The organism is Bacterioplanoides sp., assembly GCF_965219715.1.
GTDB lineage: Bacteria > Pseudomonadota > Gammaproteobacteria > Pseudomonadales > Oceanobacteraceae > Bacterioplanoides.
Genome location: NZ_OZ244785.1, coordinates 1,575,337 through 1,591,923, shown reverse-complemented (window position 1 = coordinate 1,591,923; position 16,587 = coordinate 1,575,337). Strand labels below are relative to the sequence as shown.

The window sequence follows — 16,587 nt, the reverse complement described above, 5'->3', positions numbered from 1 at the left end:
CGTTAATTAGTAGATTGTAATTAGTTTTCATACAACATCGCGGAATAAAAAAGCCGTGGCAGTCTTCACTGCCACGGCTTTTTGTTTTCAGGCTTCTGAATTATCTGCGTTTACGGCGTAAGCCATAAACTCCGATAAATAACATCATCAGGTACCAGAAGTGGATTGCACCACCGCCGCCTCCACCAGAAGATTCTGAGCCAGAGTTATCGCCACCTGAGCCATTATTGCCGCCATCACCACCAGAACCGTTATCGCCGCCAGATCCATTCCCAGGCGTCGGTTCGGTCGTCGCTACTTTTACTTCAAAGCTGATTTCAGCCTGAGCAGACAGCGCTGGTGTTGCATTGTCGGTAGCCGTAACAACGACCTTATATTCCTGCACTGGTAGCCCCTGCGGATTAACGGTGACGGTTTCTCCCGCCTGAGCAGCCAGCCCCAAATCGTTCAGATCCCACGCCTGAATATGCTGATCCTGAATATTCGGATCTGTAACCACAGCTGTGATCGTTACCAGGCCTGCATCTTGTTTCACTTCACTGACAATTTCACCACCTTGTCTCAATTCCAGAGTTACGATTGGTGGCAGGTTTATTTCAGTAATGGTCAGAGTATGAGTTTTACCATCATCCGGCAAAGCATAACCAAGCTGGTTGCCACCCTGGCTGTTTGGCTTGTTGGCAATTTGAATTTGCAGAGTTTCATCTTCTTCCGAAATATTATCTTCCAGAATCGGAATCTGCAGCATGCCCGTGGTATTAGCCGTTTCGCCATCACCTAATTCGATCACAACGGTGTGAATTGCCGTTGCTTCAAATTCAGGTGAAAGATCCAAAGCCGAAGCCGTGGAATTATTCAGATTTAATTTAACCGGAATTTCGACCGGATATTCCGGTGAAATACCTGATAACTCGACCTGAATTTCCGCGCTTACGTTTTCAGTGCTCTGACTTTGCTTCAGACTGAAGCGAACTTCCGGATAGATGTAAACCTTCTGTTCTTTTGCGACACTACGGTTGCCTGCGCTATCAATGGCGTACCAGCTAATTGTTTGCAAACCAACCGGAATTTCAACATTTGTTTGACCCGTCAGATCCAATGCTGTGCCATTTAAAATCCCCTGGTATTTAATTGCCGAAGCTGTATCAACAATATCTGTTGCAACCAGCTGGCCAGTTATCAGATTAAGATTAGCTGCGCTCAATATATGAGCCGTACCATCTTCGTTATTAACCGGGCTGTACCACACAGGTGCTACCGATAATAAAGTTGGCTTTCCATTGTCGCGATTATTATCGCTATCCTGGTCATTTTTAACACCATCGTTATCGGTATCATTTAACTGAGTATCGATAACCAGTCCGGATGTGGCGCGGCAATTCGCATCACAGTCAATTGCCCACTCATCTGGAAGGCCGTCATTATCCGCATCAAATGCTGCTGCAGGGTTTAACGGAAACTCATCAACAACATCGGCGTAAGCATCGCCATCGTCATCGATATCTGCGCTCATACCCGTAGCACGGCAAGCAGCATTACACTCGTCCGGACTGCCATCATTGTCGGTATCTGTATAGTCGCCAATGGCAATGGTTGGGAATGCGTCGAAACGGTCTTCTATCGAATCGTTGTCGTCATCGTTGTCCGCTGTTTTACCAACCTGCTGACATTGCGTATTACAAACGTCAGGCATACCGTCCTGATCAGTGTCTTTCATATCCAGGATAGTCAGAGTATGACGGCGGTTATTTTGGGGCAGTGCATAGCTGAATGCATCAGGAGCACTGCTGGAAGGTTTCGCCGCGATATTCAGGATCAGAGTTTCATCCTGTTCATCAATAAACTCCTGTAAAACAGTTACGGCAAAGCTCGCTGTGGTTGGCGGCGTTTCCGCATCACCACGCTCGATCCGAACCATGTGGGTTTCAGTGATATCGAATGACGCGTTAATGTCATCCTGAGAAGCCGTTGAATCGGCAACCACGACGTTAACCGGAATTTCGACTGGATATTCAGGAGAAGGCCCGGATAACTGAAAAGCAATCTGAGTCGTATCCGGTTCACCAATTATTGATGCATTAACCGCGAATTTTACCTGGGGATAAATATTTACCTGCTGTTCCATGGCATCACTTCGATTTCCGGAACTGTCTTCAGCAACCCAGGAAATAATTTGCTTACCAACCGGCAATGTAGTTTCACCTGCTGAATTCTTAATTAATTCAGCACCATTTAAGTAAGCCCGGAAACGGATCTTATCGGCTGGATCAACAACATCGCTGGCTGATAATTGCGACAACATACGGTCAATATCCTGCGCCGAAGCAATAAATGCAGAACCATCTTCGTTATTGACGGGCGTGTACATGGTTGGGCCAACTGCAATTAACGTAGGCTTGCCATTGTCAGCGTTGTTATCTGTATCGATGTCATTTTTAACACCATCGTTATCGGTATCATTTAACTGAGTATCGATAACTAGTCCGGATGTGGCGCGGCAATTCGCATCACAGCCAATTGCCCACTCATCTGGAAGGCCATCATTATCTGCATCCACCGATGCAGCGGTGATCAGTGGGAAAGCATCGTCTGTATCCAGAACGTTATCGTTATCGTCATCCGGGTCAGCAACCATGCCCGTTGCCTGGCAATTGATATCGCACTCGTCTGGACGGCCATCTTTATCGTTATCGCTGTAGCCCACAATTGAAATGGTTGGATATGCATCGGCAGCGTCCGGAATAAAATCATTATCATCGTCTTCGTCCGCTGTCATACCCATCGCAATACAGGAAGGGTCGCAGTCATCGGGAATACCATCCTGATCGGCATCTGCCAGTACACCAATAGAGATGAATGGGTAGCCATCATTCAGATCGTTGATTGAGTCATTGTCAAAGTCATAAGGCTTGTCGTCATTGGCATCAACAATTCCGTCGCCATCGCTGTCGCGATAAAAAGTATCACCAACTTTTAACGCCGGAAGCTGCTGATTGGTGCCAAAGTCCCATTGGCTGGTATCCCAACCAGAGAACAGGATAATGTTTTCATTATCATGACAAGCACTGCTATTCACAGATGTTTCCACCTGAGTTGGACACTGTAATTGTTGCAGAGAAAATGAGTCCGTATTAATTCTTTGAGTACCGTAGTACGGCGGAATATCAACGCTAGCTGACATATCTTGCCAGTAAATCGAAGTCGCAACAGATCGAACCCGCAAACTGCCAACAGGTGCTACAGGATTCTTACCATCACGGGTCAGTACCAAACTATAGGAATTACTGATGGTGCTTTCTTCAGCTCTTGCGACAATTGCTCCGGTATCGGATGTATCTGATTTCGCCCGGCCAAATGCCATAACATTGTTAATGGAGGAATTTTCTGAGGAGCTGGCCAGCAGGCCAACCATATAGTTATCGGAATACACTTCGCCGCTGGCAACAATATTGTTAATGGTTGAGCTTGCCATTTCACCAGCGAGTAATCCGGCCCGTTGACCTGTATGCACGATACGCCCGGTAATAATCAGGTCGTGAATACGTGCACCTTCCAGGGCGCCAAACAGACCATAGAATTCATTCCAGACATATTTATCATTGTTTATGTATAAATTATCGATACGGTGACCATTGCCGGATAATTCACTTCTGAAAAGCCCGGACGAACCGACGGCAATCGGAGACCAGCCTTTGCCATCGTTCCAGTAGTCATCCAGTTCAGAAACAATGCCGTCGTCATTGCTATCAAAGTTCAGATCGGCAACTAACTCGTAACCGTGACACTGGGTTTTGTAATCCCCATTAATATAAACAAACGGACAGCCAGTGCTGTCGATTTCACCGTCTTCGCTCAGGCGTTGCCCATGACCATTGAGCTGGAAGCGAATAGCATTTAATTCATCCAGAGTCGCAATCTCAATTAAACCATCATGGTCGGAGTCGGCATCAATAATTTCGTTGTTATTAATGTCGCGATCATTATTACGGTTAGTGTCTTCGCTGTCCGGAATACCGTCGTTGTCCTGATCCAGCAGGTGAGTATCAGCAACCAGTAGTGGCAATCCATTGTCATCGGATGCATCAATACAGGCCTGGTCGCAATCTTCAACTAAGCCATCAAAATCGTCGTCACGCCATGCTCCGGAATATTGTGGAAATTTATCCAGCGCAGATAATGAAGACGTCAACTGGCATTGCGTATCGCAATGTGCGGAAAAGAGATCCGGATGGCCATCGGCATCTGTATCCTGATAGGCGGCGCTATTATCAGACCAGGTATCGTCTGCATCGAGAGCGCCATCACCATCACTGTCACGCACTACGCGGCCGGCGATTTTAAGTCCTGGTAATTGTTCATTACTGCCGAAGTCCCAGATGTCAGTATCCCAGGATTCAAACAAGGTAACACCTTCGTCTGTTATACAATCGCTGTTGTCAGCCGTCGTGTCCGGAGCTACTGCACATTGCAGAGTCTCTGAGGTAACCCGCCAGCTGGTTTGTTCTGGACCATAACTGGTGAGCTCCTGTTGAGAGGAGATGTCAGTTGCCCAATAACTGCGGTCAACGTTGCCGCGGAAACCATTAACACTTTTAGTACCAACAATACCGCCAGACTCGGCGACAGGTTGAACATAGGCAGTGCTCAATGAGTCACGGATGATGGTTTCAGGTGAATTTGCGTGATAGAAAAACTCTCCAACAATACCACCCAGAGTCGCCTCGCCATAAATAGCACCGGCAGACAGACTATCGCTGATAACAGAGTCATTCAAAGAATAAGAAATGCCAGCCGCTTGATTACGTGCTCTTACCGTTGCAGCAACAAAAACTTTACTGATTACAGAGTCTTCTGCATAGGCAGCCAGGCCCGCTACCTGAGAAATGCCGGTTACAGTGACGTCAGTGGTAACAATAATATCTGTAATGTCACTCTCATCAGCCGTTCCGACCAGTACTGCCACACGGGAACTACCGTTAACCAATGTTAGTGGACCGTCAAAAACAATATTTTTAATATCAGCATCTTTTATTGAACTGAATAGTCCAGTGTTATAACTGTTGGTATTCACATACAGGTTTTTAATTGAGTGGCCATTGCCATTAAAGTTTGCGACAAAATAGCGCCTTGTTTCAGGAGCGATTGGTAACCAACCCTGGCCGTCATTCCAGAAATCGTCATTTTCATCAATTTTATGGTCACCATTGGTATCGAAATTCAGATCGTTCATCAGCTCATAGCCGTGGCAACGGCGTACGTTCAGGCCATTATGAATAACGACCGGGCAGCCTGAGTTATCTGGATCGGCTGTTTCACTAACCACTTTTGCAGCGCCTTCTAATTGGAAACGCATAGCATTCAGATCGGCCAGGGTACGGATATCAATTAAGCCATTGCCATTGCTATCAGCGTTCAAAACGCCGTTGGTATTGTCATCTTCTGAGTCTGGTGTTCCGTCGTTGTCAAAGTCGTTCGCATAAGGGTCGGGGATAATGTCTGTCCCTGCCAATGCTGTTGTACAACTTGCATCACACAGCTCTGGTAAGCCATCTAGGTCAGAGTCACTCCAGATTTCCTGATGCTGCGGGAAGTTATCCAGCTGCAAACCGGAATTAGCAATACACTCGCTATCACAATGAGGGTGCCAGCTATCTGGATAGCCATCGTTATCTGCATCTTTGTGGGCCGCATAAAGATTAGGCCAGCTATCAAAAACATCAGCGACGCCATCGCTATCGCTATCGCGGTACTGTTCTCCGGCGATCGTTAGCGCGGGTGTTTGATTGCTGCTGCCAAAATCCCAGATTTCGTCAGGCCAGTCCTGGTATAAAGCGGTATCAGCACAATCTGTGTCTGAGGCTGCTACCGGGCAGGTTAATTCATTCAGTGTTAAGCCGTTATCATTCTCGTGGCTGCCTTTTAGCCAATGGTTATTGTTGAACGTGGTTGTTCCCCGGGAGCGTCCTACCAGCGGTCCGTTGCCATAATAACTATAATAATTACCGTTAAATGTTCCGGAAAAATAAGAGTTCTCTATAAGACTGTTTATTGCAGTCTCGTCACCACCATTTGTGCCCAGCAAGGCAGATGTGAAATTACCGGTAATAGCAGCACTGACGAAGCTGTTGGTAATTTGATTATCGGATATTGCCCGGCTGATTAATCCCCCCGTCGCTCCTCCAGCCAACGGATTCGAAGTGACACTGCCGATAAATGCAACTTCATTCAGATGGACTCCTTCGTTAACATCGCCAATAATGCCGCCAACAAAGGCTTCATAGCTTGATTGAGTCTCTACTGAGCCTGAGAACAGTACTTTGTGTAAACTGGTCTTATTGGCGAAGGCGGCGATGCCACCACCATGACGCCCATCGGAAGTAACGCTGGTGTTAATAAATGCCACGTTTCTGATCTCAGCGTTAATCAATCCACCAAAGATAGCGACGCTTTCGAAAGAGTCTTTTGAATGAGTTGTCAGATTACGGATATTAAAACCGTTACCTTCAAAGATACCGTGTAGTGCCGGAATTTTTTCAAGACCTTCGCCGTCGTTCCAGAAGCTGTCGCCACTATCGAATTCACCATTACTATTGGTATCAAAATCCAGATCATTCACTAATTCATAGCCGATACACTGCGCTTTTGGATAACCATCGATTATTGCCAGAGGACAGCCGCTGCTGTCTAGTTCGCCATCTTCAGATAGTCGGCGTCCAGCTCCATTAAACTGATAACGAATGGCACTGAACTGCTCCAATGTAGAAATTTCAATCAGGCCATCGCTGTCAGCATCGGCATCAATCTGACCATCGTCGTTGTCATCGTTGTCCAAAAGGTCAGAGCCATTTTTATTGTTTCTGTCATTCGGTGAGGCATCAATAACCAGGCCGGAATTTTGCTGACAGGTTTGGTCACAGCTTGAATTCCAGGTTTCAGGTTGATTATCGGCGTCGCTGTCTAAGGATGCAGCGACGTTACCAGGGAAATGATCGATCGTTAAACCAGAGCTATTCTGGCATTCGGTGTTACAACCAGCAGTCCAGAAATCCGGGTAGCCATCGTTATCTGAATCTGTGTAGGCGGCATAGTTTTCCGGAAAATCATCTTCTTCATCAAGAATACCGTCGTTATCGGTATCGCGAATAATGGCTCCATTCCAGATTAACGCAGGTAATTGCTGGTCCGTGCCAAAGTCCCAGACCGGGCTGCCATCTTCATAAGTTGAGGTTTCCCATTCGTTGTAAAGCTCTGTGTTTGCGCAGTCTGTGTTATTTGCAGCTGTTGGGCAGGTTAGTTCAGCTAGAGAAAAGCCGCCGCCACGACTGACACGGGAATAACGTCCGAGCCTGATGGTATTAATATAATCCGTTACCCAATGGCTATTAACGCCTCTGCCAGAATAATAGGCGAGTGCAGCTGCATTAGAACCATCTAAGTGTACAGCGGTATAGCTGTTTTTAATGCTGACTTCACCACTGCCAACAAAACCACCGGCGCCACCATAAGCCACAGTACCAGTTGCGTATACTGCTTCCAGTGTGCTGCCTGAGCGTGCCGAACCAACAAGAGCCCCCGCGCTGTTGCCTGACAATCTGACGTGTGCGGCAGAAGCAAACAGTGTTGAATTCGTTAACCGGCCGGCGATACCACCAAGGTAATAAGACGTTGCGGTTACTTCTCCATAAGCAATCAGCTCCGATAGGGCAGAATCATCTGCTTTGCCGACAATGAGTCCGACTTCCTGACCCCCGGTAACGGAACCATCCACTCTCAGGCGGCGAATGCTGGCATTTTCGATCTGACCAAACAGACCACTGCTACTGCCAGAGCGATTAAAGTGAAAGTTGTTAATGGTATGGTAGTTACCATCAAATATGGCCTGAAACTTGTCAGAGTGAATCCCGATTTGCGCCCAGCCTTCACCTTCATTCCAGTAATCATCCAGCTCGGTGATTTTGCCATCACCATTGGTGTCAAAATTCAGGTCGGTGGTTAACTCAAAACCGTTACAGCCATCAGTAGGGCAGCCGTCACGGGAGCCATACAGAGTTGTGCCGTCGAGGTTATTACGGATTTCATGTAAATCCGCTAAGTCGTTAATTTCGATTAACCCGTCATTATCCAGATCGTAGTCAGAACGTCCGGATTCGGCGTGCGAGAAAGGTGATAGTAAAATCAGAAATGCAGAAAGGCTTCCTGCCAGCTGATGCCGCAGTGTCATGTGTTTCTTCCCTGAAGTTAAATTGTGACAAAGTTCTTACGGCGCGGATATTAGCGAAGACTAAAACAGTGCACCAGTACTAATTCACTAATGGTGATACTGCTATCAACTTTGGCGCATTCGATCCTGAATTAGTGAATGATACGCAATAATTGGAGGTTTCCAGCCCGATTGTTCGAGCTTATGACACGTCAGCAAAGCCTTGATAACCCAGCTGTCGGGACTGACTTGCGGTCAATTCTTCCCTGAAAAATCCTACTTAAGCGCTAAGGTTGGTAGTTAATAACCAGCTTTCAGTCAATCTTCTGCCTGTTGTTATAACTATTAACAATGTAAAGTTGCCAGTTTTATATTATGTCTGACCTAATATGTCCTATTTTTAGTTCCATGAATGGAACAAATCAATGCTAAAAGGATGCATTGTTGGTGACAGTCCGCGCGCGTAAAGTGTGCTCCATAATTTGGGAGGCCCTGTTCAGGGAAATTTAAGCTATGAAATCATTCAAATTACCGTTGGTAGCCATGTTGAGTGCGGCAACATTGCTGGCATCCTGTTCTTCGGAGCAGGCGGATGCACCGCAAGGCGCAGCGCAGCAGCAACTGCAACCTATCGATGTGGCCAGTGTTGTTACTGCAGACGTTGTCGATTGGAGTAACTTCACCACGCGTTTACAGGCACCACAAACCGTTGAATTACGTCCTCGTGTCAGCGGTGTGATTGAATCCATCGAATTCACTGAAGGCAGCCGGGTTAAGAAAGGCGATCTCTTGGTGAAGCTGGATCCACGTCCGTTTGCTGCGGAAGTGAATCGTTTAAAAGCCCAGCGTGATGCCGCTAAAGCAGCGCTGAAACAGGCACAGTTAGAAGAGCGTCGTAGCTCCAGCCTGCGTAAGAACAAAGCCATCTCAGCGGAAGAAGCGGACGCCCGGGTTTTCCAGGCGCAACAACGCCGTGCCGAATTGGCTTCGGTTGAAGCAGCATTAGAATCAGCGCGTCTGAATCTGGAATTCACGGCCATTCGCTCGCCATTAAATGGCAATACCTCAAACGCCTTTATTCAGCCTGGCAACACGGTCAACGCCAATTCCTCGGTTCTGACTAACCTAGTGTCGACCGAACAGGTTCACGCCTATTTTGATATTGATGAGCGTACCTGGAACGCCCAGTTCTCAGACGTAACGGCCGATACTCAACTGGCGGTTTATCTGCAATTAACTGGTGAAGACGATTACGGCCACATGGGTGTGCTCGACTTTATCGATAACCGCGTTGATTTTAATACCGGTACCCTGCGTGTACGTGGCACTTTCCCAACCGACAGCAATAAATTACGCCCGGGTTCGTTCGCTCGTGTACGTATTGCACCACACCAGCAAACCAGCAGCATTCTGGTGCCGGAAACGGCGATTGGTACTGACCTGAAAAACCGTTTTGTATTAACGGTTGATGCGGAAAATAAACTGGAATACCGCCTGGTGACCTTAGGTACCCGTATCGGTAGTTTGCGCGTGGTTAAAACCGGTCTAAAAGAAGGTGATCGCATTGCGGTTAATGGTCCGGCCCGTGTTGGCCCGGGTATGCCGATTCAGCCGCGTGACGTGGAGGTGGATACGTCTGCACTGGATAAAAAAATCCCATTAACCCGCATCGAAGCAACTATCCAGACCAACGCTGTTGCGTTGGCTGAATAAATAGTTATTCGGGAGAGTTATTCAGATGAATTTCAGTCACTTTTTTATCAGCCGGCCGATTTTTGCATCGGTGCTGTCGCTGCTGATTTTAATCGGCGGTAGCATTTCATTATTCCAGCTACCGGTGAGTGAATATCCGGAAGTGGTCCCACCGACTGTTGTGGTCACCGCTAATTATCCGGGCGCTAACCCAAAGGTTATTGCCGATACCGTGGCCTCGCCACTTGAGCAGGAAATGGCTGGTCTCGACAATATGTTGTATCAGTCGTCGCAGTCGACCGCCGATGGTCGGATGACCTTAACCATTACCCTGAAGCTGGGCACCGATTTAGACCGTGCACAGCAACAGGTGCAAAACCGGGTGAATACTGCCTTGCCGCGTTTGCCGCAGGAAGTACAACGCTTAGGTGTAACGGTAGAAAAAGCGTCACCTAACTTAACCATGGTGGTACATATTTTCTCGCCGGATGGTTCGCGTGATAACAGCTATTTAGCCAACTATGGCGATATTTATATCGAAGACGAATTAAAAGCCGTTGAAGGTGTGGGTAACGTTCAGCTGTTCGGTGGCGGTGCGTACTCCATGCGTTTATGGCTGCAGCCGGAAGCGCTGGCAGAACGTCGCTTAACCGCTGGTGATGTGGTGAATGCAGTGCGTCAGCAAAACCGTCAGGTAGCAGCCGGTACTCTGGGTGCACAGCCGATGGTGCGAGAAAACCAGTTCCAGATTCTGCTCAATGTGCAGGGCCGTTTAAGTACGGTGGAAGAGTTTGAAAATATCGTTATTCGTGTTGGCGAGCAGGGCGCGATTACCCGCTTAAAAGATGTTGCCCGTGTAGAACTGGGTGAAAACAGCTATGCCTTACGTTCGTTATTAGACGGTAAAAACGCCATCGCCATTCCGATCTTCCAGCGTCCTGGTTCTAACGCCATTGCACTGTCAGATGCGGTTCGTGGAAAAATGGCTGAACTGTCAGAAAACTTTCCGGCAGGCGTCAGCTACGACATCGTTTATGACCCAACGGTATTCGTTCGTGGTTCGATCGATGCGGTAATTACCACTCTGTTAGAAGCCATCGTACTGGTGGTACTGGTAGTCATTTTATTCCTGCAAACCTGGCGTGCGTCGATTATTCCGTTAATTGCGGTACCGGTATCGTTAATTGGTACTTTCACTGTGATGCAGTGGTTGGGTGTATCCATTAATACCCTGTCGTTATTCGGCTTAGTACTGGCGATTGGTATTGTGGTGGACGATGCCATCGTGGTGGTGGAAAACGTTGAACGTAATATCAGCGAAGGTTTGTCGCCGGTAGCGGCGACTAAGCAAGCCATGACCGAAGTTACCGGGCCAATTATTGCGATTGCACTGGTGCTGTGTGCGGTATTTATTCCGACTGCTTTTATTCAGGGTTTAAGTGGCCAGTTCTATAAACAGTTTGCGTTAACCATTACGATTTCGACGTTAATTTCAGCCTTTAACTCGCTGACCTTATCACCAGCGTTGTCGGCCATTTTATTAAAAGGCCACGATGACAAACCCGACGCGTTAACCCGTGGTATGGATAAAATCTTTGGTGCCTGGTTATTCCGTCCGTTTAACCGTTTATTCGATAAAAGCTCCGACCTGTACGAAGGTGCAGTGCGTCGTTTAATTCGTTATGGTGCCATTGTAGGCTTGGTGTATTTCGGTTTATTAGCGTTAACCGGCAAGGTATTTAACGATGTGCCGGGTGGTTTTATTCCGGCACAGGATAAACAGTACCTGGTTGCGATTGCACAATTACCGGATGCTTCCAGCCTGGATCGTACCGAGCAGGTGGTACGTGAGATGACCGGCATTGCTTTAGCAACTCCTGGTGTGGCTAACGCAGTCGGCTTCCCGGGTTTATCGGCCAACGGTTTTGTAAACTCCTCCAATGCCGCGATTATTTTCTTACCGCTGAAATCGTTTGAAGAGCGTAGTGGTGATCCGGCACAAAATGCGTTTGCAATTGCCGGCAGCTTAAATGCTCAGTTTGGTGCCATCGACGAAGCGTTTGTGGCGGTATTCCCTCCACCACCGATTCTGGGGCTAGGTACCACCGGTGGCTTTAAAGTGCAGCTGGAAGATCGTGGCAACTTAGGATTTGATACTTTGTTCGGTGCGCTGCAAAAAGTGCAGGGTATGGGATGGCAGGACCCGGCGTTAACCGGTTTATTCTCCAGTTTCCGTATTCAGGTTCCACAACTGGATATTACTGTGGATCGTGAACAGGCGCTGTTACAGGGCGTACCACTGAGTGAAGTATTTGATGCACTGCAGATTTATCTGGGTTCCGTGTATGTGAATGACTTCAACCTGTTTGGTCGTACTTATCAGGTAAATGCTCAGGCAGATGCAAAATACCGTCTGGATCCGGAACATATCCTGCGCTTAGAAGTGCGTAATGCCGCCGGTGAAATGGTACCACTGGGCGCCATGGTAGAAATCAAACCAACCACGGGTCCTGATCGGGTAATGCGCTACAACGGTTATATGAGTGCCGAGTTAAACGGTAACCCGTCACCGGGCTACAGCTCTGACCAGGCGCTGGCGGCAATGACCAAAATTCTGGACGAGAATCTGCCGGAAGGTATTGCCTACGAATGGACCGAAGTTACTTATCAGCAGATCCTGGCAGGTAACACCATGGTGTATATCTTCCCGCTGGTGGTATTACTGGTATTCCTGGTATTGGCAGCAACTTACGAGAGTCTGACTCTGCCAATGGCGATTATCTTAATCGTACCGATGACGATTCTGTCGGCGTTGTTAGGTGTGGCACTGGCCGGTGGTGATAACAATATCTTCACCCGAATCGCCTTGATTGTATTGGTGGCGCTGGCCTGTAAGAACGCCATTCTGATGGTGGAGTTTGCCCGTGATCGTAATAACGGTGGCTTATCGCGTCTGGACGCAATTCTGGAAGCCTGTCGCCTGCGTTTACGTCCGATCCTGATGACGTCGATCGCCTTTACCGCCGGTGTTGTACCTCTGGTACTGGCAACCGGTGCCGGCGCAGAAATGCGTCAGGCCATGGGTAATGCGGTATTCGCCGGTATGCTGGGTGTGACCTTCTTTGGTCTGCTGTTTACCCCAGTGTTCTATATGGCAATGACGGCGTTTGATAAAGATAAGAGCAAAGAAGCGGAAAACTGATTTCTTAACGCTTTAAGCTTTGCTAAAAACTAAAAAAACCGCCTGTTATCTCGCAATAGCAGGCGGTTTTTTGTTTACCACCACCCGGTAGAAATCGATACGATCAGACTGGTAAAGCTCGATAACTGTTGCCTTTGGTTCGGTTGAGTCAAACTCAGTGGTCTCAATCCTTTTTCGTAGATCTGGCAAATCCTGCTCAATTTCATCTTCTGAAACTGCTTGTAAGCGCTTACGTTCGTGTGCAGCGACCGATGCGGCAGCTTTTGCCCTGAGTGGCTGGTACTTCTTACTGCGTCGATACATAATAGCTCCATCATCCTTGCAAGGTTGTGTACCTTACAAGGTAGACGACCTTGCAAGGGCACACGAATAAGCCGTTATGCAAAACTATGAAAAAAATCTTCGCATTATTCATCATACTTATTTCTAGCTCAGTCTTTGCCGACTGGATGGAAGACCCATGTGTGTTGTTTAATGAAAAAGGCACGAAATGTACTTATACAATCGATGACGTGAAGCTTATTATCTCTCCGAATGGAGAAGTGGTCTTCAATAAAGCCAAGCTTCAAGTTAACTTACCCGAGCACTTCGAAATAGAAGAGGTGCGAGATGGCCAGATTTTTGGTGATACAGTGTTTTTAAGTCTTGCCATTACAGATCACGAGTCTGGTGGCACAGTAATTATTTCAATGTCACTCCAAAATAAAAAAATTAATTGGTCCAGAGAATTTCCAGCGTTTAATTCTTCACCGCTACTTATCCATGAAAATGAGTTATATATTGGCGGCATAGGAAGGGTGGCCAAATATAGCGCCTTGGATGGGAAGTTGGTTTGGGAGCTGAAAGGGCTATACGAACGGGAGACACAAGCTTTTAATGGTTTTAATAAACCAGTTATTTCTGGCGATAGTGTAGAATTCCCCGAAAGCAAAGTTTCTACTGCTAAATATAGTGGTATCCGCAAAGTGGTTGTTAACAGGAAAACCGGTAAATTGGTATCAAGCTAAAATGCATAACAAACTTGTGAATTGGGACTTTGGTAAGCTGTCACCGATTTTGTTCCAAAATTTCCGCCAACTTACCAAAGCCCATTACAAGGGCGTTAAACGTTAGATCAACTACCGTGCAAACTCATAAGGAAAACACATGGAAAGTATGAATTGGGTAGAGGCAATAGCATTCTTAGCTAGCGTTGCTTCTTTGATACTTGCTGTTGTAGCTATTATTTCATCTAAGGCATCCGAAAAAGAAGCTAGAGAAAATTACGAGAAAACGAAGGACGTCTTAGCTGAAATTGACAAAAGGGCGGCAGTGATTGAGCGCACAGTTTCAGATTCGCAGCAAAAGCTGATGGAAACTATGACAAACATTATCAATGAAACTGTCATTCCCAAAAAAGCAGATATGGGCGAGGAAATTGGCATGCAATTTATGCAACAGCTATTTTCCAACCCACAGCAAGCAGGAGACATGATGGGAGCTATAGAGCCATTGATAAAAATCGCAGAAGCGCAGAAAAACAAATAGCGAGTCAGCGTTTAGCAAGCGGCTGTAGGCGCCACGCAAGCGTGGCTGGGACGGTCTTTCCGCTGCTTCGCAGCTTCAAGTCCGCCCCTAAGCCGGGCGTTATAGCCCTAAATAGAATGAAGATAGATTTAGCAAACATAGAATCAGAAGGACAGCTCCATTGTGTATTGGCACGAGAGCTCGGCTTCCCTGATTTTTATGGAGAAAACTGGGATGCGTTTTGGGATTCAATAACGGGTTTAGTCGAATTTTCTAATGAAATTTATTTTGTGGACACTGAAAATTTACAACGGGTTTTGCCCAAGGCATTCGATCAATTAAAAAAGTGTTTTCAGGAGTTCAATGACGAGTACCCTGAAATAATGTGTAATGTAACATGGGCTTAGCTATAACAAGGTTGGGCATGTTCGCCTTCGGCTGGACCTCGCTTTCGCTCGGCCCATGCTAACGGCGTTAAATCTCAGGAGGAATAGTGGAGTTTGTCAAGGAAACTGATACAGCGATTAGCCTTTGGACTAATTCAGGAATAGATAACGCAATATTTGAAAGCTCAGATGAGGATTTTTTTGAGTTTATTGAAACTATGGCGTTAATCGGAAAGCACCACTTTCATTCATCAGGCGTTACAAATGAAAATTTCTCATTTATAGCTAACTCATCACTTAGTGGCGATGCTCATCCTTGTGCCTCTCCTGACTGAAGACAAAGAAAGCTAGATCAACTTGTCTCATTTGCTTCTCTGTACGCAGATGATGTTTATATACAAAATCCTTTTGAAAAGATCTACATGAGAGGTGATAAACCTATACGTGAAGTTGAAAGGCGAGAGGCCCTAGCTGGAATCAATAATTATTTATATTTAAGACCCTTAATAGAAGCTGGGTTAATAAAGTATGCCACTTTGAACGTTAATTTCTGCGAACTACACTCAAATGAAATTGCTACTCCCTTTATGCAGGCGATTGGCAAAAAAGAGGATAAATTGATTGAAGTCCTTGAGAAGCATTTGCTTGAAAAATGCAAAGTAGTCTTTGATTTTCAAAACGGAGATGGAAGCCTGCCTTTTTTCGCTATATCAGGCCCCGAGGAGTTCATTGAACATGGAACTATTTATTTGCATGCGTACTCGCCAATGCCAACCATGTTCAAGCAATTTTTTGGCAAGAAGACACCGTACTCTTTAAACTCAGAAGAAATTGAATCCAGCCGGGTACTTGATAGTATAATAGGACCAATTATAAACGATCTTTCTGCTCAGGAATGGCACACAAGCCTAAATGGTACCTCTTACCTTTGCGACAATAAGCTCCAAATTAAATTAGCATCAGGGATTAATAGTAAAGCATATGCCGCCAACTCAGAAGCGTTTGAAAAGGGGTTGAAGCACTACCTTCCTGCCGTATATTCAAGCGATATTACCTCTTTGTTAGATTTACGAAGAAAAGAAGAGGAATCATTTTCAGTATATCGAGACAAATTAAACAAGATTATGCAGGAATCAAAGTCTTGGAGTGAGGAAGAAGTTTCGAAGATATTTCGTGATCAATTATTGCCAGAAATAAATCTGATTGATAAGAAAGTGAAGGATTGGAAGGTAAATACTAGAGAGGCAATATCGCAAAAAATATTGTTTGGTACGGCAACAGCTTCATTTGGGTTGTATGGTGGATTTTTACCTGCCAACATGGGGGAGGCCCTTGCCGCGCTTGGAGGTGCTTCTGCAATTGCAGGTTCATTGTTAGAGTACAACAAGACGTTAAAAGAGAAGCAGGAAGCAAGAAAAAATGATTTCTACTTTCTTTGGCAAGCGGGAAAGTGATTTAACAAACGGCTACACCGGACAAATTTCCGCTGTCATCTTTTTTGCAAAAATAAGCACAAAAGCCGCCATCAAAAATTTGCTCGGTGAGCCGAGCGTTAACTGTACGAGGAGAGTACATTGGCAAAACTGAGAATATTCGTTTCA

The 16,587-nt window shown here is 46.4% G+C and carries 9 protein-coding genes; 7 read left to right on the top strand and 2 right to left on the bottom strand.

Translation table 11 applies throughout. The features are described 5' to 3' along the window. Positions 1 to 100: 100 nt before the first annotated feature. A complete protein-coding gene (locus ACOQOZ_RS07750) occupies positions 101 to 8,221 on the bottom strand; it encodes a hypothetical protein (protein ID WP_420591703.1) in 8,121 nt (2,706 codons plus the stop codon). 492 nt (positions 8,222 to 8,713) lie between these two features. Here ACOQOZ_RS07750 and ACOQOZ_RS07745 point away from each other — a divergent pair, with 492 nt between their 5' ends. Then, the gene (locus tag ACOQOZ_RS07745) at positions 8,714 to 9,913 is read left to right on the top strand and encodes an efflux RND transporter periplasmic adaptor subunit (protein ID WP_420591702.1); all 1,200 of its coding nucleotides are present in this window, start codon (positions 8,714 to 8,716) and stop codon (positions 9,911 to 9,913) included. Between the two features lie 25 nt (positions 9,914 to 9,938). Further along, complete coding sequence (locus ACOQOZ_RS07740; RefSeq protein ID WP_420591701.1) at positions 9,939 to 13,094, top strand: efflux RND transporter permease subunit; 3,156 nt, start codon at positions 9,939 to 9,941, stop codon at positions 13,092 to 13,094. Positions 13,095 to 13,139: 45 nt separating this feature from the next. Here the strand turns inward: ACOQOZ_RS07740 and ACOQOZ_RS07735 are convergent, their stop codons facing one another. Then, positions 13,140 to 13,397 carry a hypothetical protein gene (locus ACOQOZ_RS07735; RefSeq protein ID WP_420591700.1) on the bottom strand — a complete coding sequence of 86 codons (258 nt, stop codon included), beginning with the start codon at positions 13,395 to 13,397 and terminating at the stop codon, positions 13,140 to 13,142. An 86-nt stretch (positions 13,398 to 13,483) separates the two neighbouring features. Here ACOQOZ_RS07735 and ACOQOZ_RS07730 point away from each other — a divergent pair, with 86 nt between their 5' ends. From ACOQOZ_RS07730 to ACOQOZ_RS07710, 5 genes are all read left to right on the top strand, one after another. Further along, the gene (locus ACOQOZ_RS07730) at positions 13,484 to 14,101 is read left to right on the top strand and encodes a hypothetical protein (protein ID WP_420591699.1); all 618 of its coding nucleotides are present in this window, start codon (positions 13,484 to 13,486) and stop codon (positions 14,099 to 14,101) included. Between the two features lie 139 nt (positions 14,102 to 14,240). Then, positions 14,241 to 14,621, top strand: a complete 381-nt coding sequence (locus ACOQOZ_RS07725) for a hypothetical protein (RefSeq protein WP_420591698.1) — start codon at positions 14,241 to 14,243, stop codon at positions 14,619 to 14,621. A gap of 116 nt (positions 14,622 to 14,737) precedes the next feature. Next, positions 14,738 to 15,007: a barstar family protein gene (locus tag ACOQOZ_RS07720; protein WP_420592404.1), complete on the top strand. Its 270-nt coding sequence runs from the start codon at positions 14,738 to 14,740 to the stop codon at positions 15,005 to 15,007. Between the two features lie 86 nt (positions 15,008 to 15,093). Beyond that, positions 15,094 to 15,321, top strand: coding sequence for a hypothetical protein (locus ACOQOZ_RS07715; protein ID WP_420591697.1), 228 nt, complete (start codon positions 15,094 to 15,096; stop codon positions 15,319 to 15,321). An 87-nt stretch (positions 15,322 to 15,408) separates the two neighbouring features. Then, positions 15,409 to 16,440, top strand: coding sequence for a hypothetical protein (locus ACOQOZ_RS07710; RefSeq protein WP_420591696.1), 1,032 nt, complete (start codon positions 15,409 to 15,411; stop codon positions 16,438 to 16,440). Positions 16,441 to 16,587 lie beyond the last annotated feature (147 nt).

Coding starts and splice junctions, on each gene's coding strand:
- ACOQOZ_RS07750 (WP_420591703.1), bottom strand. CDS start 8,221: ATGACACTGCGGCATCAGCTGGCAGGAAGCCTTTCTGCATTTCTGATT.
- ACOQOZ_RS07745 (WP_420591702.1), top strand. CDS start 8,714: ATGAAATCATTCAAATTACCGTTGGTAGCCATGTTGAGTGCGGCAACA.
- ACOQOZ_RS07740 (WP_420591701.1), top strand. CDS start 9,939: ATGAATTTCAGTCACTTTTTTATCAGCCGGCCGATTTTTGCATCGGTG.
- ACOQOZ_RS07735 (WP_420591700.1), bottom strand. CDS start 13,397: ATGTATCGACGCAGTAAGAAGTACCAGCCACTCAGGGCAAAAGCTGCC.
- ACOQOZ_RS07730 (WP_420591699.1), top strand. CDS start 13,484: ATGAAAAAAATCTTCGCATTATTCATCATACTTATTTCTAGCTCAGTC.
- ACOQOZ_RS07725 (WP_420591698.1), top strand. CDS start 14,241: ATGGAAAGTATGAATTGGGTAGAGGCAATAGCATTCTTAGCTAGCGTT.
- ACOQOZ_RS07720 (WP_420592404.1), top strand. CDS start 14,738: ATGAAGATAGATTTAGCAAACATAGAATCAGAAGGACAGCTCCATTGT.
- ACOQOZ_RS07710 (WP_420591696.1), top strand. CDS start 15,409: ATGAGAGGTGATAAACCTATACGTGAAGTTGAAAGGCGAGAGGCCCTA.